General features: G+C 68.1%; 19 protein-coding genes. 13 read left to right on the forward strand and 6 right to left on the reverse strand.

Translation table 11 applies throughout. The features are described from left to right. Positions 1-138 precede the first annotated feature (138 nt). From ftsZ to WEA29_06620, 5 genes are read left to right on the forward strand one after another with little or no spacing between them, the layout of a single operon-like run. Entirely contained in the window at positions 139-1239 is a 1101-nt protein-coding gene (gene ftsZ / locus WEA29_06600; GenBank protein ID MEX2323425.1) for a cell division protein FtsZ, read from the forward strand. Continuing rightward, a complete protein-coding gene (locus WEA29_06605) occupies positions 1236-1865 on the forward strand; it encodes a polyphenol oxidase family protein (protein MEX2323426.1) in 630 nt (209 codons plus the stop codon). Before ftsZ ends, WEA29_06605 begins: the two co-directional genes overlap by 4 nt. Next, positions 1850-2518 (forward strand): YggS family pyridoxal phosphate-dependent enzyme, encoded by a 669-nt coding sequence (locus WEA29_06610; protein MEX2323427.1) that lies wholly within the window; start codon positions 1850-1852, stop codon positions 2516-2518. Before WEA29_06605 ends, WEA29_06610 begins: the two co-directional genes overlap by 16 nt. Before the next feature lie 12 nt (positions 2519-2530). Continuing rightward, entirely contained in the window at positions 2531-3235 is a 705-nt protein-coding gene (locus WEA29_06615) for a cell division protein SepF (GenBank protein ID MEX2323428.1), read from the forward strand. Between the two features lie 26 nt (positions 3236-3261). Further along, a complete protein-coding gene (locus WEA29_06620) occupies positions 3262-3483 on the forward strand; it encodes a YggT family protein (protein MEX2323429.1) in 222 nt (73 codons plus the stop codon). 58 nt (positions 3484-3541) lie between these two features. Here WEA29_06620 and ileS read toward each other — a convergent pair whose 3' ends face one another. Further along, the gene (gene ileS / locus WEA29_06625; protein ID MEX2323430.1) at positions 3542-6658 is read right to left on the reverse strand and encodes an isoleucine--tRNA ligase; all 3117 of its coding nucleotides are present in this window, start codon (positions 6656-6658) and stop codon (positions 3542-3544) included. A 251-nt stretch (positions 6659-6909) separates the two neighbouring features. On the opposite strand from ileS, the gene WEA29_06630 reads away from it, so the two are divergent. The 4 genes from WEA29_06630 (at position 6910) to WEA29_06645 (ending at position 9070) form a co-directional block, all read left to right on the forward strand. Then, positions 6910-7200 (forward strand): DUF167 domain-containing protein, encoded by a 291-nt coding sequence (locus tag WEA29_06630; GenBank protein MEX2323431.1) that lies wholly within the window; start codon positions 6910-6912, stop codon positions 7198-7200. 141 nt (positions 7201-7341) lie between these two features. Next, positions 7342-7716, forward strand: coding sequence for a TraR/DksA C4-type zinc finger protein (locus tag WEA29_06635; GenBank protein ID MEX2323432.1), 375 nt, complete (start codon positions 7342-7344; stop codon positions 7714-7716). Next, positions 7713-8168, forward strand: coding sequence for a signal peptidase II (gene lspA, locus WEA29_06640; protein ID MEX2323433.1), 456 nt, complete (start codon positions 7713-7715; stop codon positions 8166-8168). Before WEA29_06635 ends, lspA begins: the two co-directional genes overlap by 4 nt. Further along, a complete protein-coding gene (locus tag WEA29_06645) occupies positions 8165-9070 on the forward strand; it encodes an RluA family pseudouridine synthase (protein ID MEX2323434.1) in 906 nt (301 codons plus the stop codon). The genes lspA and WEA29_06645 overlap by 4 nt, the downstream gene beginning before the upstream one ends. Before the next feature lie 99 nt (positions 9071-9169). Here the strand turns inward: WEA29_06645 and WEA29_06650 are convergent, their stop codons facing one another. Next, complete coding sequence (locus WEA29_06650) at positions 9170-10171, reverse strand: ATP-dependent 6-phosphofructokinase (GenBank protein ID MEX2323435.1); 1002 nt, start codon at positions 10169-10171, stop codon at positions 9170-9172. Between the two features lie 14 nt (positions 10172-10185). Continuing rightward, positions 10186-11223 (reverse strand): class II fructose-bisphosphate aldolase, encoded by a 1038-nt coding sequence (gene fbaA / locus WEA29_06655; protein MEX2323436.1) that lies wholly within the window; start codon positions 11221-11223, stop codon positions 10186-10188. A 141-nt stretch (positions 11224-11364) separates the two neighbouring features. On the opposite strand from fbaA, the gene dnaE reads away from it, so the two are divergent. Both dnaE and WEA29_06665 read left to right on the forward strand, forming a co-directional pair. Then, entirely contained in the window at positions 11365-14877 is a 3513-nt protein-coding gene (dnaE, locus tag WEA29_06660; protein ID MEX2323437.1) for a DNA polymerase III subunit alpha, read from the forward strand. Between the two features lie 38 nt (positions 14878-14915). Then, complete coding sequence (locus WEA29_06665; protein ID MEX2323438.1) at positions 14916-15134, forward strand: hypothetical protein; 219 nt, start codon at positions 14916-14918, stop codon at positions 15132-15134. On the opposite strand, the gene WEA29_06670 is transcribed toward WEA29_06665, so the two are convergent. Then, entirely contained in the window at positions 15053-16771 is a 1719-nt protein-coding gene (locus WEA29_06670; GenBank protein ID MEX2323439.1) for an FAD-dependent thymidylate synthase, read from the reverse strand. The two genes, WEA29_06665 and WEA29_06670, sit on opposite strands and share 82 nt — an antisense overlap. Positions 16772-16851: 80 nt before the next feature. On the opposite strand from WEA29_06670, the gene WEA29_06675 reads away from it, so the two are divergent. Together WEA29_06675 and WEA29_06680 are read left to right on the forward strand one after the other, a co-directional pair. Beyond that, complete coding sequence (locus tag WEA29_06675; protein MEX2323440.1) at positions 16852-17139, forward strand: hypothetical protein; 288 nt, start codon at positions 16852-16854, stop codon at positions 17137-17139. A gap of 34 nt (positions 17140-17173) precedes the next feature. Then, positions 17174-17659: a hypothetical protein gene (locus WEA29_06680; GenBank protein MEX2323441.1), complete on the forward strand. Its 486-nt coding sequence runs from the start codon at positions 17174-17176 to the stop codon at positions 17657-17659. 4 nt (positions 17660-17663) lie between these two features. Here the strand turns inward: WEA29_06680 and WEA29_06685 are convergent, their stop codons facing one another. Then, positions 17664-18398, reverse strand: coding sequence for a hypothetical protein (locus WEA29_06685; protein ID MEX2323442.1), 735 nt, complete (start codon positions 18396-18398; stop codon positions 17664-17666). 32 nt (positions 18399-18430) lie between these two features. Continuing rightward, positions 18431-19057 carry a phosphoribosyltransferase family protein gene (locus WEA29_06690; protein ID MEX2323443.1) on the reverse strand — a complete coding sequence of 209 codons (627 nt, stop codon included), beginning with the start codon at positions 19055-19057 and terminating at the stop codon, positions 18431-18433. Between the last annotated feature and the right edge of the window lie 19 nt (positions 19058-19076).

Raw genomic sequence — 19076 nt, forward strand, 5'->3', positions numbered from 1 at the left:
CCCCCCGAGCCTGAAGGGGAGGTCGAAGGTTGAGCGCCGCTTCACCTTTTGGTCGAGGGTCACTATCCTGCCCGGTAACCCTGGCGACTCGTCTCGCCGGCTGCTCTCGCGCCCGGCGGGGGCTGAGAGGAGCGTCCGATGCTGAGTAATGACGGGCTCCAGAGCTATCTGGCGGTCATCAAAGTGGTGGGCGTCGGTGGCGGTGGTGTCAACGCCGTCAACCGCATGATCCAGGCTGGCCTGCGCGGCGTAGAGTTCATCGCGATCAACACCGATGCCCAGGCGCTGCTCATGTCCGATGCGGACGTCAAGATCGACATCGGCCGCGACCTCACCCGCGGGCTGGGCGCCGGGGCCGACCCGGAAGTCGGTCGGGCCGCCGGCGAGTCCCATCGCGACGACATCGAGGACGCCCTGCGCGGCGCCGACATGATCTTCATCACCGCCGGCGAAGGCGGCGGAACCGGCACCGGCGCCGCCCCCATCGTCGCCGAGATCGCCCGCAGCCTCGGTGCGCTGACGGTCGCCGTGGTCACCCGGCCTTTCGGGTTCGAGGGTCGCCGCAGGTCCGTCCAGGCCGAGCAGGGGATCGGTGCCCTCCGAAGCGAGGTCGACACGCTCATCGTGATCCCGAACCAGCGACTGCTCGATTACGCCGACGAGTCGCTGCCCATGGTCGATGCTTTTCGTTTGGCCGACGACGTGCTCCTCCAGGGTGTCGGCGGCATCACCGATCTGATCACGACGCCTGGTCTGATCAACGTGGACTTTGCCGACGTGAAATCCATCATGTGGGGCGCCGGTACGGCAGTCATGGGGATCGGCCGCGCCTCGGGCGAGACCCGGGCCAAGCAAGCAGCGGCCAAGGCGATCAGCAGCCCGATGCTGGAGGTTTCGATCGAGGGCGCCCGCGGCGTCCTCCTGTCGGTGGCCGGGGGCTCCTCGATGACCCTGCACGAGGTCAACGAGGCGGCGACGGCCATCGCCGAGCACTGCACCGCAGATGCCAACGTGATCTTCGGAGCCACCGTCGACGACTCTCTCGGGGACGAGATGCGGGTCACGGTGATCGCCGCCGGTTTCGGGGTCGACACCGAGCGTGGCCGACTCCGCTCGCCGGGCCTGGAGGCGCCGGGGAGCCGGGGCGAACGAGCGATGACTCCGCCCATCGAGCCCGATGACTCACCCGACGATGAGCCGCTCGACGACATGGGCATCCCCGACTTTCTCAAGGGATGAGCTTGAGACCCGCCGGGGTGCTCGGAGCCGCCTTCGGCGAAGCAGCCGACGGCGACGGGCGGGTCGATCTGAAATCACGCCGATTCTTCAGTGCCGCCGTCGGCGCGCCGGGATCGTGGGCGTGGGTGCATCAGGTGCACGGCACCGGCGTCGTCGAGGTGGACATCGGGGGCGACCAGGGCGATGCCGACGCGCTGTTCACCCGACGCCCCGGGGTCGCGCTCAGCGTCGGGACCGCCGACTGTTTCCCGGTGATTCTCGACGCCGGAGATGCTGTCGGTGTCGCCCACTCGGGGTGGAGGGGGGTCCAGGCCGGTGTGGTGACCGAGCTCCGGAGCCGGATGGCGGCCGCGGGCTCCGAGGTGATGAGGGCGGTGATCGGACCCGGCATCCGCCCGTGCTGTTTCGAGGTGGGACCCGAGGTGGCCGAACGTTTTCCCGACCGCACCGCCACCACCACTTGGGGTACGGTGAGCGTCGACCTCGTCGGCGCCGTTCGCGCCCAACTGGACGGAGTCGAGGTGCTCGACCTGGGGGCGTGCACCCACCACGACGAGCGATTCCACTCGCATCGTCGCGACCGCACGCCGCTTAGACAGGTGTCGATCGCATGGCTTCCGGACTGACCGCGGTGCGGGCCGCCGTGGCGGCCGCCGCTGTCAGGGCGGCGCGGGACCCCGGGTCCGTCACCCTGGTTGCGGTGAGCAAGGAGGCATCGGATGCCGAGGTCGTGGCGGCCCACTCGGCGGGCATCTCCGACTTCGGGGAGAACCGCGCCGACGCCCTGGCCGATCGAGCGGGGAGCCTTCCGGGCGAGATCCGGTGGCATTTCATCGGTCGGCTCCAGACCAACAAGGTTCGTCGGATCCGCCCATTGGTCACGCTGTTGCACTCTCTCGATCGCCGATCCCTGGTCGAGCAGTGGCTCAAGGGCTCGGGTACGCCACCTCCGGTGCTGGTGCAGGTGAACGTGTCGGGCGAGGCCCGCAAGGCGGGTGTGGAGCCGGCGCAGGCGGCCTCCTTCGTGAGAACCGCCCTCGATCTGGGACTCGACGTGCGCGGCCTGATGACCATGGCACCGCTGAGCGCGGATCCGGAGGCGAGCCGTTCGCACTTCGCCGCGCTACGACGACTGCGGGACGACCTCAGGGCCCGTCACGCTTCGGTCGGGGAGCTCTCGATGGGAATGTCCGGGGACTACGAGGTCGCCGTCGAGGAGGGTGCAACGATATTGCGGGTGGGACGGGCTATCTTTGGCCCCTCCCGGCACGACGACTGAGCGGGACATACCATGGGCATTTGGAACAAGACACTCTTCTACCTGGGGCTGGTCGACGAAGACGCCGCAGCAGACGAGGATTACGAACGGTCGCCAGCCCGGGGACGGGTCGAGGGGCGCCCCGATCAGCCGAACGCGCCACGTCACGCCGCCGGCCGGCGTCCGGCACCCGTGCGCAGATCCGAGGCGCGCCCGTCAGACGGGAGTCGGGTGTCACGCGAGATGCCGATTTCCGACGCCTACACCACCGGCGAGCGTCCCGCCGTCGCTCGGCAGGAGCCCCAAGCCCCGCGCGGGGTGCAAGGCCGCCGGGTCGAGCCACCGTCGGTGGGCCGGCGCCGCACCATGACCGATCAGGCGTTGAACGACAGCGGCGTGGTGATGAACCCGAATGACCGTCCTCTCGTTCGTACCTTCTCGTCCGACTCCGACCTCGAGTCGGAGGTCATCGTCGCCCGCTCGTACTCCGACGCCCAGGCGGTCGCCGACCATCTGAGGTCCTCGCTGCCGGTCGTGCTCGATCTGCGCAAGGTGGAGCCGGCCATGGTGCGACGACTGGTCGACTTCTCGAGCGGCCTCACCTACGCCCTCGGCGGATCGATGCGCAAGATCGGCCAGGGCGTGGTCCTGGTCACGCCGCCGAACGTCAACATCAGCCGTGACGAACGCCGTCGGCTGCGTGAACTCGGCTACCACGAGGCCCCGGAGAACCCCTGAGCGTCCTCTGCTTCATCCTGCAGGCGCTGACTCTGGTGATATTCGCCCGAATCGTGCTCGAGTGGATCCCGGTCTCCTACGACCATCCATTGGCACGAGTGCGAGCGGTGCTGCGGGCGATCACCGAACCGATCCTCGGACCGATGCGACGCCTGCTGCCGCCGGTCCGGCTGGGAGAAGTCGCGCTCGACCTGTCGCCCCTCATCGTGATCCTGCTGCTCAGTGTGGTGGCGAGTCGGATCTGCTGAGGCGCGATTCGCAATTCGCGGTTCGCTATTCGCCAGACTTCTTGCGAATTGCGAATCGCTATTCACCAGTAGCTACTTCCAGGCGGGGCTCGGCGGCCTTCTCGTCGATCGCCAGATCCACCGCGAGTACCTCGGCTGCGATCCAGTCTCCGTGGCGGCCAACCGCATCGGCATGCTCGGCGGGGAGTACCACCCGGATCCGGTCGGTGAGGGCGAGGCCCTGTTGCTTGCGCAGGTCGTTGAGGACCCGAATGAGGTCGAGGGCCACCCCCTCGGCCAGTAGCTCGTCGTCGAGTGTGAGGTCGAGGGCCACACCGATGTCGCCGTCGTGGGCCACTGCCCACCCCTCCCGGGTGACGCGCTCCACGCGTATCACCTCGTCGGGGGTGAGTGTCTCGCCTGCCGCTGAGATCGACCCGTCCTCGGCCACGGTGAAGTCACCGGAGGTGAGGGCGGCGGCCACGGCTTTGATACGGGAACCGAGTCTGGGTCCGGCGACCGGGAAGTTCGGCTTGTACGAGGTCTCTACAGGGGAGTCGACGTCGAACGCCACCTCCTTGACCCGCAGCTCCTCCTCGATCTCGATGGCATGACGGCGGGCGACCTCTGCTCCCCGCACCGCGGCCGTGCGCAGCGGCTGGCGGAGGCGCACTCTGGCTTCGCTCCGGGCCCGACGACCGACTTCGACCACATCGCGCGCCACCGCCATCGAGCGCAGCAGGTCGTCGTCGCCAGCCGTCGGCGGCTGCGGCCAACCGGCGAGATGTACCGAATCGGGTGCGTCGGGGCAGGCGTCGGCGACGAGAGTCTTCCACAGGTGGTCGGTGAGGAAGGGCATCACCGGGCTGATCACCCGCAGGGCGGTGACGATGCCCACCCACAGGGTGCGAAATGCTGCCTCATCGAGGTCGTAGAAGCGCCGCCGGGTTCGCCTGATGTACCAGTTGGAGAGGTCCTCGAGATAGGCCTTGAACGCCTCGACCAGCTCATCGACCCGCCAGCGCTCCAACGCGGTGGTGGCGTCGTCCACACAGCGGGCTGCGCGGGCCAGCAGCCAGTGGTCGATGTCGCGGAGATCCACCCCCGTCGGCCCTCCGTCCAGATCGGCGAACGTCGGGACGAAGCCCTCGATGTTCCCGTAGTCGACCAGGAATCGGGCCGAGTTCCACAGGGTGAGCAAGCGGCGCTGGACCTCGTGCGCGCTGGCGTAACCGAACAGGAGGTTGCGGTCGGGCGGGTGAGCGCAAAACATCCAGCGCATCACGTCGGCGCCCATCTGCGAGAAGGCATCCTCGGCGCCGATCATGTTCCCCCAGGAGCCGTGCATCTCTCGGCCGTCCTCTGCGAGCATCTTCTCGTAGCCGAGAACCCGCTGGAAGGGCGCCTGTCCGACCAGCGTCACCGACATGAACAGCTGTGAATAGAACCAGAGCCGCACCTGCTCGCGCATCTCGGTGACCCAGTCGGCCGGGAACCACTTCTCCCAGTACGGGTGGTCGGGGAGGTCGGCCGTGGTGAGCCCGGCGGCGGCCCCGGTCCCGGAGCCTCCCGGGACCCACTCGGGGTTCTCCCAGCCGAGCGTGGCGAAGGGCACGATCCCCGCATCGAGCCAGACGTCGCCCACCTCCGGGATGCGGGTCACCGGCTGATCACAGGCGGCACACCGGATGCGGACCCGATCGATCCAGGGTCGGTGCAGCTCCTCGAGCTGGTCCATCCCTTCGATGGCGCGCTCGCCGAGCTCGGCCTTCGAGGAGATCACGGTGAGATGCCCGCACTCGCACGGGTACAGCGGGAGGGGCAACCCGTAGTAGCGGCGGCGGGAGATGTTCCAGTCGCCCATGTTGACCAGCCAGTCGTCCATGAGTTTTCCCATGTAGGCGGGGGTCCACTCGATGGCGGTGTTGGCGTCGCGGAGGTGCTGACGGATCTCGTCGACCGCGATGTACCAGTCGTCGGCGACGCGATACACCAGAGCGGTGTGGCAGCGCCAGCAATGGGGATAGGCGTGGACGTACTCGGCATCGTCGACGAGCACCCCTCGCTCGCGCAGCGCTTCGGTGATCGGGGTGCGCGCCTCGGTGGTGCTCATTCCGGCGAAAGGGCCGTATTCGGGGTAGAAGCGTCCCGACTCATCGATCGGTCCGAGCACCGGCAGCCCGTGCTCGCGTCCCAGGTGGTAGTCCTCGGCACCGGCACCGGGGGCGATGTGGACCACCCCGGTGCCCTGGTCCAAGGTCACCTCCTTCCACGGGATGACCCGGTGCTCCAAGCCAGCTGCCGGATCGAGGTCGTCGAATGGTCCCCGGTAGCGCCAGCCGACCAGGTCGGATCCCCGGCGGCGTTCGGTGTACTCGTCGGCGGGGAATCGCTCCACGGCCACCCACTCGCCGTTGGCACGGCGTCCGTACTCGAAGTCCGGGTGTACGGCCGCGGCCACGTTGGCCGGGAGGGTCCACGGCGTCGTCGTCCACACGACGAGGCTCTCGCCGTCGCGGTCCATGAGGGGCAGCCGGACCGATAGCGATGGGTCGGTGACCTCCTGGTACACACCGGACATGGTGATCTCGTGCTGGGAGATGGAGGTCCCGCAGCGGGGACACCACTCGGTGGGACGGAAGCCCGAGTAGAGCCACCCGCGTTCGTGGACGATCGACAGGAATCGCCAGATGTACTCGATGTTGGTGTCCGAGAAGGTCAGGTAGTCCCGACCCCAATCCATCCAGTACCCGAGGCGTTTGGAGCCGCGGACGAGCTCCTCGACCGACCACGCCACCTTATCCCGACACTTGCGGGCGAACGCTTCTAGCCCGTACGACTCGATCTCTTGCTTCGAGTTGAGGCCGAGTTCCTGCTCGACGTCGACCTCGATCCAGAGACCCTGGCAGTCGAATCCGTTCTGGAAGCGCAGATGATGCCCACCCATCGCCTTGTACCGCTGGAACACGTCCTTGAGGGTCCGGCCCCACGCGGTGTGAACGGCCAGGGACTTGTTGGCGGTCACGGGACCGTCGATGAAGCTGAAGCGTGGCCCGTCGGCGGTCTGTTCGCGCAGGCGATCGAAGACCCGATCCGCCTCCCACCGATCCAGCATCGCCAGCTCGATCTCGGGGTGGTCGGGTACGGCGCTCAGCGGGGTGAACGGCCTTGGCCGGGAGTCGTCCTGTGTCGGCATGTCCTCACCTCGGCAGCGTCATGGTGCTGCCGGGACGAGTCGGCGACCCGCGGTACCACCCGGCTTGCCGCCCCTTGGCGACCCCTCGTTGCGTCCCGTGACGGGGGACTTCCGGCGGGTTCTACCCGGGCGGTGTGCCCGCTCTTCCCGCGGCTCGGGGGTGATGACCCGTGTCAGCGGGGGTCCCCGTCGTCGCCTTTCGGAATGTAGGATAACGGCGTCGCGGCGCCTCGGGCGGCACAATTGGCTACATGGTCGAACGACACGACGACGGCGTGGTCGTCACCGTCTGGGTGTCGGCGGGTGCGAGCGTCGACGCGGTCGGCGGAGCGTACGCCGGTGCGCTCCGGGTTCGTACGGCGGCGCCACCCGAGCGGGGCCGGGCCAACGCCGCCGTGGTGTCCCTCCTGGTGCGGGCATTCGGCGCCCGGCGAGGATCGCTGATGAGCGGGGATGGGCACCGCCGCAAACGCATCCTGCTCGAGGGGGTCCCGTGGTCGAAGGCGACCCAGGTGGCCGCTCGTCTCGCCGCGGGTGGCTGATCCCAGGGGGTGCGCGAATATGTCGCTGGCTTGATCAGGGTTCGGCTTGTGGCAAGCCGAACCCTGATCCCGGGGCGAGCCTATTCGCGCACCCCCTGAACCTGGCGCAGTGCCTCCGGTGCTGTATGCTCGCCCGCTGTCATGGCACGGGATCTGGCCAAGTCCACATTGGAGCGCTTCCGCCGCAAGTTGGAGGAGGAGCGTGACCGCCTCGTCGCGCTGCTCCGCGAGATCGAAGAGGAGCGCGAGGAAGTGCGCCTCACCGAGACGTCGTCCGACCGCAGCCCCGATCCCAACACCGCCGAGGGCGGGTCGCTGGCGTTCGAGATGGAGAAGGAACTGACCATCTGGCAGCTTCACCAGGATTTCCTCGCCCAGGTGGAAGAGGCACTCGTCCGAATCGACGCTGGTTCCTACGGCACCTGCGAAGGCTGCGGGTCGGCCATCCCGGTCGCCAGGCTCGACGCGCTACCGCACGCGAAACTGTGCGTCGACTGCGCCTCGCGAATCCGGTGAAACCGCGCCTGGGCGGGCTCGTAGTCGCTGCGTCGGTGATCGTGCTCGACCAGCTGACCAAGTGGTGGGCTGCGGAGACGCTCCCCGGATCGCCGGTCACGGTGATCCCGGACTTCCTCCACCTCCGCTACGTCACCAACTCGGGCGCTGCCTTCGGGTTCTTCTCGGGTGGAGGTCCGGTGCTCGCCGTCATCGCCTTCGTCGTCATCGTCGGCATCCTGGTGGTGGTGGTCCGCAAGACCGACGGCTGGCCCGAGTCCGTGGTGCTCGGTCTGGTGATCGGCGGTGCCGCCGGCAACCTCATCGACCGGCTGGCCCGCGGTGATGGAATGCTCGATGGTGCGGTGGTCGACTTCATCGACTTCTCGTTCTTCCCCGCGTTCAACCTGGCCGACTCGGCGATCACCGTGGGCGCCGTGCTGGCCCTGTGGTTGGCGGCACGGCGTTCGTGAACACGGTCGTGCCCGTCGACCTGGACCGGGAGCGCCTCGACCTGATCGTGGCCCGCCTCGGCGGCGTCAGTCGTGCCCTGGCGCGGATCCTCGTGGAGCAGGGATCGGTGGCCGTCGACGGAGAGACGGTCGCCGCGGTGAACCGGCGGGTGGCGACCGGCAGCATCATCGCATTCGACCTACCCGAGGCCACCGACCCCCTTCTTCCGGAGGAGGTTCCGTTCGACGTCCTCCATGAGGACCGGTACCTCGCCGTGGTGTCGAAGCCCGCCGGCGTGGTCACCCATCCGGGGGCCGGCCGGACCGGAGCCACCCTGGTCGCCGGGATCCTGCACCGCTGGCCGTCGGTGCGTGGCGTCGGTGACGAGGGGCGATGGGGTGTCGTGCATCGACTGGACCGCGACACGTCGGGCGCCCTCGTGGTGGCGCTCACCACCGAGGCATTCGGCCCGCTGCGGACGATGATCCGGCAGCGACGGGTAGAGCGCAGGTATCTCGCCCTGGTGAAGGGGACTCCGCCGATGCCCACCGGAACCATCGATGCCCCGATCGCCGCCGACCGGCGCCGACGGGGCAGGCGCCGGGTCGACCCGTCGGGACGGTCGGCTCGGACGCACTATCGGTCGGTGGCGTCCGGTCACGGAGTGACCCTCCTGGACGTGACGCTCGAGACCGGTCGCACCCACCAGATCAGAGTGCACCTGACCGCCGCAGGATTGCCGATCATCGGCGACCGACAGTACGGCATCGGCACCGGGGCACCGAGGCAGTTCCTCCACGCTGCCCGGGTCCGCTTCGAGCACCCGATAACGCAGCAACCGCTCGATGTCTCTGCGCCGCTGCCGGAAGATCTTCGGGAGGTGCTCGCCGAGCACGGCCTGGAGTACCGATCGGAGAGCTGAGGTGGTGCGCGAATAGGTCGCTGGCTTCCTCAGGCTTCGGCTTGCCACAAGCCGAAACCTGATCCCGGGGCGAGCCTATTCGCGCACCACCTGACGCCGTCAGCCAAAGAACCGTGTCGCCGCTTCGAAGCGCTCCGGGTCGACCGGCCTCGGGTCTCCGCACGCCTCGTCGAGTGGAGCGAGGACGACCTCGTCGCCTCGAAGAGCAGTGAACGCCCGCGTCTCGCCGGCGAGGGCGGCCTCGGCGGCGACCACCCCGAGCCTTGTCGCCAGGATGCGGTCGCTCGCCGTCGGCGTACCGCCTCGCTGGAGGTGTCCGAGGATGGTCACCCTGGTCTCGAAGCCGGTGAGGTGCTCGAGGATGGGCGCCACCTGATAGGAGACGGTGCCGAGGCGGGTGAAGCCGTAGGCATCCCGCGGTAGGTCCATCGGCTCCGGGGGCGTGATGCCCTCGGCGACCACTACGAGCGAGTATCTGGCCCCTCGGGCGTGGCGACGCTTGAGGCTCGCCGCCACGTCCTCGAGGCGCTGTGGGAATTCGGGTAGCAGGATCGCATCGGCCCCGCCCGCCATGCCGGCGCACAGTGCGATCCATCCCTGGCTGCGTCCCATCACCTCGACGAGCATCACCCGGTTGTGCGCCTCGGCCGTGGTGGTGATCCGATCGATGGCGTCGGTGGCGATCTGAACCGCGGTGTCGAACCCGAAGGTCCGGTCGGTGCCCGGGATGTCGTTGTCGATCGTCTTGGGGATCCCGATGATGGCGAGTCCCTCGTCGCAGAGTCTGCCGGCGGTGCGGAGGGTGCCGTCGCCACCGATCACCACCAGCGAGTCGATGCCCGTCTCGGTGAAGGTGCGCCTCACCGAGTCGGCACCGTCGCCGTGCAGGAATGGGTCCATGCGGCTGGTGCCAAGGATGGTGCCGCCGCGGGTGAGGATCCCGCGGACCGCATCACGGTCGAGTTCCGTCCAGTCCGACTCCATGAGGCCGGCCCAGCCGTTGCGAAAACCGACGACGCGCCCGCCCGGTTCGCACAGGACCCGGGCGACGACGGCGCGGATCGCGGCGTTGAGGCCGGGACAGTCACCACCGCCGGTCATGATGCCGACGGTGGTCACGCCTCGCCCCCGAGGGTGGTTCCCACGGATCGCAGGTCGCGGCATGCCTGGACCACCCGCTCACTCATCGACGCCTCCGCCTTCTTGAGGTAGGAGCGCGGGTCGTACGCCTTCTTGTCGCCGACGTTTCCCTCCGACCTGATCACCGCGTCGGGGTCGGCGAGCATGTGGCGAGCGATCGGCTCGGTGAAGGCGTACTGGGTGTCGGTGTCGATGTTCATCTTGATCACGCCGTAGTCGAGGGTCTCGTGGATCTCGTCGAGCGAGGAGCCGCTGCCCCCGTGGAACACGAGGTAGTGCCGGGCGTCGGCGCCAAAGCGATCCCCGACCGCCGCCTGACCGTCACGCAGGATGGTGGGATCGAGCTCGACCGAGCCTGGCTTGTACACGCCATGGACGTTGCCGAATACCGCAGCGAGGAGATAGCGACCGCGTTCTCCGGTGCCGAGTACCTCGGCGGTTCGTAGCATGTCGGCGGGCGAGGTGTACAGCTTCGCCCGCTCCACGTCCTCGCGGTCCATGGCATCCTCGACCCCTCCGACGATGCCGATCTCCAACTCCAGCACGATGTCGAGCGCGGCGCACTCTTCCAACAGTTGCGAGGCCATGGCCAGGTTGTCCTCGAGGGGGAGTTCCGACGCGTCGAGCATGTGGCTCTGGAAGAGGGGACCCTGGGCGTCCTGTCGCCGTTGCGCGCTCAGGGCGAGGAGCGGACGGATGAAGGCATCGACCTTGTCGGGCTGGCAGTGGTCGGTGTGGAGGGCCACGTTGATCGGATATCGGTCGGCGACGGCGTGGGCGAACTCGGCCAGTGCGGCGCCGCCGAGGACCATGTCTCTGTTGTACAAGCCCGAGGCGAATTCGGCCGCTCCCGTCGACACCTGGATGATGCCGTCGGACTCCGCCTCGGCGAACCCGGCCAGGGCGGCGTGAACGGTGATGCTGGACGTGACGTTGATGGCGGGGAGAGCGAACCGGTCGCGTCGGGCGGCATCCAGCATCGCTCGGTACGTCTCAGGGGTGGCTATCGGCACTTTGGCTCCTCCTCGACCTGTCGGCCGGAAGGTAGCCGATCGCCCCGATAGGACCGGAGGTGGCCACCAGGGAACGGCGAGCCGGGGGCGGCTAGGCTCCTTCTCACACCCGTGTAATTCGAGGCCACCGCCAGAGGAACCGTGCCCGAGCCGAGCTTCGCCCATCTCCATCTCCATACGGAGTACTCGATGCTCGACGGCGCGGCCAGGATCGCCGACGTCGTCGCCGCAGTGGTAGAGGACGGCCAACCCGGCGTCGCCGTGACCGACCATGGTGTGCTGTACGGCGCCGTGGACTTCTACACCCAGGCGACGGCAGCCGGCGTGACCCCGGTCATCGGGATGGAGGGATACCTGACGCCGGGTTCGCGCTTCGAGCGGCCGCCGCGGCGCGACGACGTCCGTTATCACATCACGCTGCTGGCGGTGAACCAGGAGGGGTATCGAAACCTGGTCAAGATGGCCAGCGCCGCCTACCTGGACGGGTTCTACTACAAGCCCCGGCTCGACCTCGAGCTGCTCAACCGGTACGCCGCCGGGATCGTCGCCACCACGGGTTGCCTGGGAGGGCACGTCCCGAAGCTGCTCGCACCGGAAGCGTCGGAGGAGGAGGGCCGCGGGGGCGGCCAGCGCGACTTTCGTGCCGCCATCGAAGCGGCGGCGATGTATCAGGACATCTTCGGCAAGGACAACTTCTTCGTCGAGATCATGGACCACGGAGTGGCGGCCCAGCGAGCCGTGCTCCCCGACCTGGTGGCGGTGGCCAAGGAAGTAGGGGCTCCGCTGCTCGCCACCAACGACGCTCACTACACGAGAGCGGAGGAGGCCGAAGCCCACGACGCCCTGCTGTGCATCCAGACCGGCGCCCAGATGGATCAGGAGGACCGCTTCACCTTCCAGGGCAGCGGCTATCACGTGAAGACGGCCCGGGAGATGCGGGCCCTGTTCCCCGAAGACCTCTACCCGGGTGCCTGCGACAACACGGTCGCCATCGTCGAACGGGCCGACATCCAGATGGACTTCGACCGCATCCTCCTGCCCAACTTCCCGGTGCCGACGGGGGAGAGCGAGGTCGCCTTCCTGGAGCGGTTGACCCTGGAGGGCGCTCGAGAGCGCTACGGCGCGATCCTGCCCGAGGAGGTGCAGCGGCGCGTGGAGTACGAGCTGCGGGTCATCGTCGACATGGGATTCGCCGCCTACTTCCTGATCGTGTGGGATCTGATGCGCTACGCCCGGGAGCGAGGGATCCGGACCGGCCCGGCCCGGGGGTCGGCCGGCGGCTCGATCGTCTCGTACTGCCTGCGGATCACCGACCTGGACCCGCTCACCCACGGTCTCATCTTCGAGCGGTTCCTCAACACCAGCCGGCGCGAGATGCCCGACATCGACATGGACTTCGACGAGCGCCACCGCGGCGAGATGATCCGCTACGCCGCAGACAAGTACGGCAGCGATCACGTGGCCCAGATCATCACCTTCTCGACGATCAAGGGCCGGCAGGCGGTGCGCGATTCGGCCCGGGTGCTTGGGTTCCCCTACTCGTTGGGTGATCGGCTCGCCAAGGCGATGCCCCCGCCCATCCAGGGACGGGACGCATCGATCGGCCAGTGCCTCGAGGAGCCGTCGAAGGGGGCCGACGGGGATCTGCGCGACTTCTACGCCAACGCCGCCGGCCTGCGCGCCCTCTACGAGCAGGATCCCGACGCCCGGCGGGTCATCGACACGGCACGCGGGCTCGAGGGGCTGCGGCGCCAGGATTCGATCCACGCTGCCGCCGTCGTCATCTCTCCGGAGCCGCTCGAAGACATCATCCCGATCCAACGCAAGGGCGAGGATGCCGAGGTCGTCACCCAGTTCGAGATGCACGCCATCGAGAAGCTCGGGCTGCTCAAGATGGACTTCCTGGGTTTGCGCAACCTGTCGACCATCGACCGGTGCCTCGAACTCGTCGAGAGCGAGACCGGCGTCCGGCCCGACATCGACGGCATCCCTCTCGACGATGCGAAGGTCTACGAGATGCTGGGGCGTGGGGACGCCATGGGGGTGTTCCAGATGGAAGGCTCGGGGATGCGGGCGCTCATGCGGGCCCTCGCCCCGGATCGCTTCGAAGACCTGGTGGCTCTCATCTCGCTGTACCGCCCGGGGGTGCTCGGCGCCGGGACCCACAATCAGTTCGTCGACCGCAAACACGGGCGGGAACCGATCGAGTACCCCCATCCGGACCTCGAGCCGGTGCTCGCCGACACCTACGGGATCATCGTGTACCAGGAGCAAGTGATGCGCGCCGCCGAGGTGATGGCGGGGCTCACCATGGCCGAAGCCGACCTGCTGCGAAAGGCGATGGGCAAGAAGATCCCGTCGGTGATGGCGGAACAGCGGCAGAAGTTCGTCGAAGGATGCGTGCGCAAAGGGCACAGCGAGGGCTTCGGCACCGAGCTGTTCGACACCATCTCGCACTTCGCCGGCTACGGGTTCAACAAGTCCCACGCTGCCGGGTACGCGCTGGTCGCCTATCAGACCGCCTGGCTCAAGGCGCACTACCCGGCGGAGTACATGGCGGCGCTGCTCACCTCGTCGAAACGGGACAAGGACCGCACCGCGGTCTACCTAAACGAATGCCGCACCATGGGGATCCGTGTGCTCGTCCCGGACATCAACCGTTCCGAGTCAGACTTCGTGGCTCGCGACGGGACCATCCCGTTCGGGCTGTCGGCGATCCGCAACGTGGGAGAGGGGGTGGTCGAGCTGATCACCGCGGAGCGTCGCGCCAACGGGCCGTTCCAGTCGTTCAAGGACTTCGTCGAACGCATCGATCTCTCCGTGCTCAACAAGCGCACCATCGAGTCACTGGTCAAGGCGGGGGCATTCGATTCCCTCGGGCTAGCGCGCAAGGGACTGTTCGCCCGGTACGACGAGATCCTCGACGGAGTGATCACCCGCCGGCGAGCCGAAGACATGGGGCAGTACTCACTGTTCGGCAGCAACGAGCCGGCGGTGTCGAACGGTGACGTCGAGATCGAGCAGGTCGAGTGGGACAAGATGATCAAGCTCGGATTCGAGAAGGAGATGCTCGGTCTGTACGTGTCCGACCATCCACTGTTCGGGATCGAAGGGGCCTTGCGGGCCATGGCACCGGTCGCCATCGCGGCGCTGCCCGAGCAGGAGGATCGAGCCCTGGTCACCATCGCCGGGGTCGTCGGGTCGGTGAGTCGCCGGTACACCAAGGCGGGTGAGCCCATCCTGTGGGCGCAGGTGGAGGACCTGGCCGCCAGCGTCGAGGTGGTCTGCTTTCCGAAGGTGGTGCACGAGTTCGGTCCGCTCATCCGCGAGGACGCCATCCTCCTGGTACGGGGCTACATCGATCGGGGCATGGACGAAGTCAAGGTGATCGCTCAGCAGATCCGGGAACCGAATCTGGAGGTCGGCCAGGCGGTGCGTCTGCGGGTCCCGGCGCCGACGATGTCGGCGGAGCTGGTGGGGAGCCTGCGGGCGGTGCTGACCCAGCACCCGGGAAGCGTGCCGGTCTTCTTGCACCTCGCCGGCAGCGGGCAGGACACCGTGGTACGGCTCGGACAGGAGCTGCTGGTCGAGCCGAGGACCGCGCTCTACGCCCAACTCCGCGAGCTCCTGGGCACAGATGCGGTCATGGGATGAGTGCCTACCCTTGTAGGGACGAGTCGAGAGGATGAGGCGTGGCTGAGTTCGACGTCGAGGCATTCAAGGACCGGTTCCGTGATCGGGCCGAGGCCGTGCGAGACCGGGGGGTACCCCCCTTGGAAGGTGAGGCGCGTCGGAAGTTCTTGCTGGCCGCCCAGCAGGACTTCGTCGACTACTCGCTGGTAGCCGACTCGTCGATCGCCATAGAGGGTTCTGAGCTCGTCTTCAGGATTCCGCTCGCCGACGGGGACTGATCGGGGCCCCCACCTACAGCACCGGAGCGGCGAGCTTCGGCTGCCCGCTCCGTCTCCAACCGACCGAGTTCGACATCGGAAGCATCCACGAAGCTCATGGCATCGGCGATGGCGGTGTGACCGGCCTGATCTCTGATAAGGCGGTGCATCTCCAGGCAGACTCGGCGGTAGTCGGGATGCCCGCCCTGGGCGGTGCGGAGTTCGATGAGGTGGAACGCCTCCCGGGCATTGAGCTGCATGTAGAAACGGATCCTGAAGGCGAAGGGGACCGCGTACTGCGCCACCATCGGATCGAGGTCGGCGGCGAGGTCGCCGTACAGCTCGGCGGCCGCACCGATGGCGTCGTGCCACGCCGGCTCGGCGTCGATGTCGCCGATCGACGCCGGCGTGACGTACCCATGGGCGGTACCGAGCCGCTGCCAATCGAGGGAGAGGATCCGGTGGCGCTGGAGATCGCGGAAGATCCCGTAGTCGCAAAGGATGTCGAACCGGTAGTCACTGCGTTCCATGCCCCTCCCGGGCCGGTGCCGGCGGTTGGAGCGATCGCCGGCGTAGGTGAGCAGGATCCGACGCCTCTCGTCCGGGGGCATGGCCCGGACGACTTCCAGGAGCACATCGTCGGGGAGGTCCGTGTGGGGGTACAGCGCGGCGGCCACCACCTTGGTCTCGGCTTCCGGATCCCAGTCGACCAGGGTGACCTCCGGTCGTTCGGGGATGTCGTCCGGTAGGGCGGCGGCGACGGCGGCGGTGGCGTCGGCAGTGGCCCGCAGGTAGGCAGACCAGGTCTCGCCCCGATCGGGCAGGTCCACCCGCTTGAAGAAGGCCGGGGCGACGAGTCGCAGCTCGCGCAGCATGGCGTCGGCGTACGCTCGAGCTTCGGCAAGCGGATGGGCGCGCATGCGCAAGAGGACCGCTTCGTATGCCTGACCGTTGGCGTAGATGCCGACGTTGGAGCGGGTGGCGGCCGGCAGCAGGCCGCGCAGGTCGTCGCAGACCCGGGCCCGGATCGTCGACCGGTAGATGAAGTCGGAGTCGCCGTCGGCCTTGGGGAATCGCCTCCGGTAGTGCTTGGTGAGGCTCCCGGTGAGTGAGGCGTAGGTATCGAACAGGTGGTCGAGAACGCTTCGGTACCGGTCGGCCACCGGGTGGGCGGCCACCTCGGGTGGCACCAGGTAGCGATAGGAGTCCCCGAGCCGCTCGTCGTAGAACATGTAGCGGGTGCTCTGCTCGAGATAGGCGGCGAGGCGACCGCGCTCGAGGATCTTGGTGAGGAGGTTCGAGGCCTGTTCGCAGGCGAGGTGGATTCCCCCGAGCTGCGCTACCGAGTCGTCGCCGTACTGGGTGAAGACCCGGTGGTAGAGCTCGTCGGCGCGTGCCGTGCCGGTATGCCCTTCGGCGGCACCCACATCCGCCGTCGGGTCGTAGAACTCGTCGAGAAAGAGGCGGCGCAGGGATTTCGGCGACCGGCTGTACCGGGCGAAGAGGGCGCCCTTGACCACCTCGGGGAGCCCGACGAGGGCAAAGACCGGCTCGGTGGTGTTGGTGAAGTGACGCGCCAGGATCGCGGTTTCCTCGTCGGTGAAGTCCTCTCGGAAGGGCGAGAGGCCGGGCGGGGGGGCCTGGTCTGCGGCGGTCATCTGACACGAGTGTAATTCGGGTCAGGCGCCGGGCGCCGGGGTCGCCGGCTCAGTGGCACCTTCGCGGTACGCTCGCCGGTATGACGGCGCTTCGCTTCGGGATCGGTACGGTGATCACGCTGATGGTGCTGGTGGCCCTGCTGCCGCTGGTGGTCCTGCTCGACCTCGCCGGTGGCGGCACCGGCATGGGCCTATGCGAGGGCGGGCTGGCGAGTTGTCGCACCTCCTACTTCGACGGCCCGGAGCTCCTCGGGATCCTGGTCCTGGTCTTGCTGCTCCTCGGGGCCGTGTTGCGCACGCTCCTCAAGGTATGGGAGCTCGTCGAACCCCCGGTCGGCGAGCGACCCCGCAGGCGGAGCCCCCTTTAGGTCCGGGAGACGTGGTTGGCGGTAGCCTGGGGGGATGCCCGAAGACCGCCGAATGAGTTTCACGGAGCGTCGGCGCTACGACGTGCGCAATCGGGAGTTCGTCACCGAAGAGCCGCTGCGCGAGCGCTTCCCCACCTACCTGAAGGTGTTCGCCCTCGGCCTGGCCTTCGTGCTGGCCGTCGCCGGGATCGTGATGATCTTCGGTACGGCTGGCTTCGACCGGGCCTTCGGGTACTCGGCGATCTTCTTCGGGACGCTCCTGCTCCTGCTCGGCGGTGCCCGTGGTGGTGGCTACTCCAATCTCGGGGTCGGCGCCGTCGAGGCGCTGGTCGGCGGTCGCAATCGGGTCGACGAGGACCTGCAGACCGACGCTGGCGCCCGCAGGGGTATGCCGACCGGGCAGCGCGACCCGATGGCGCGGCTGCGCCGGGGGCTTCGTCCGCCACCCAACCCGGCGGCGTTCTGGCAGTCGATCGCCGGGTTCGTGTACATCGCCCTTGGCGTTCCGTTCACGCTCTGACCTGTCAGGTGTCGGTCGGTTCGTCGTCGGCGACTCGCGGCGATGCCGGTTGGGCATCTTCCTGGAACCCGTCGGACCGATCCTCGATGGGCCACGGCTCGTCATAGTCGTCGGGAGCGGTGTCCCCGGACCTGAGGGATGGCACCTCTAATTCGAGGGAGTCGAACAGCGGCTCGCCGAACGGGTTCTCGTCGAGCCACGACATCTCCCTGGTTGGCTCGTCGGGATCGATGTGGTGGCGCTCGATCTCCTCGGGAGGCTGGGGCTGTTCCCCGGACGGCGGAGCGCTTTGGGCAACCCTGGGGGTTGGAGGGAGGTGTTCGGTGGGGTGTCGCCAGCCGAGGCCCACCCCGACCGCGGCAGCGGAGACTCCGGCGAGAACCAGCCACGGTCCGAAGCCGATCGATCCGCCCAGGGCACGGGCCAGGGTGACCGCCTCCAGGACCTTGATCAGCGCATAGGGAATTGCCAGGAGCAGAAGGGCGCTACCGATGAGTCGGTGTGCCGGGGAGAGCGGCCGGCTGCGGTCGGGGAGAACCGTGAGGACCACGAGCGGGGCGAGTAACCCGAGCAGGACCACGCCATCGCGCAGGCTCCAGGGTCGAGCGCCGGCCCCTGACGACACGAACGACAGGCTCAGCCCGGCGAGGGCCACGAGGACTCCAGCGTCGATGACGATCCGGTGTGGGTGGACGGCCAGCGGCAGGGTCCCGTCTCTTGGAGTGTCAGCGGCGGACAACGAGGACTCCGGGGGCGCGGGGGTGCGGGAGGTTAGTCGGTGGTGAGTACAAGACCGGATCCCTCTCCGGCGACCGTCAGGCGTAGTACCGGGGTGAGGTCGGTGACGATCACCAGCGACTCGACCCGCCACCCCCTGCTCTCCAGCCGATCCCTGCCTTCCATGTAGCCCTTCTCGATGGCGAATCCGAAGCCGACGACCGAGCCGCCCGCTTCCTCCACGATCTCTCCGAGAGCTTCGGCGGTGCGGCCGCGTGACAGGAAGTCGTCGACGATGAGCACCGACGCTCCCGATGGCAGTACCCGGTGTGCCACCTCGACGCGGTAGTCGGCCCGCTTGGTGGGCGACGCGACCTCACGGGCGTACGCCGGGCGTTCTGAGGCGTATCGGGGGTACTTCTTGGCGTAGACACAGGCCACGCCAAGATGATCGGCGGCGGCTACGGCCGGGGCAATGCCGCTGGCTTCCGCGGTCAGCACCAGGTCGGGGCGGCTCTCGCGAAACTGCTCTGAGATGGCCCTCCCGATCGCCCGGATCAGGCCCGGCTCGACCCGGTGGTTGAGGAAGTCGTCGACCTTGATCAGCAATCCCTCGACTCGCCCGCGTTCCACGATCGCATCGGCGAGCATGCGGGAGCCGGATGGTGAGGTGTCAGCCATACGCGCAGCGTACCGGGAC

The sequence above is a fragment of the Acidimicrobiia bacterium genome, from assembly GCA_040902765.1.
Lineage (GTDB): Bacteria > Actinomycetota > Acidimicrobiia > Spongiisociales > UBA11373 > DATKBG01.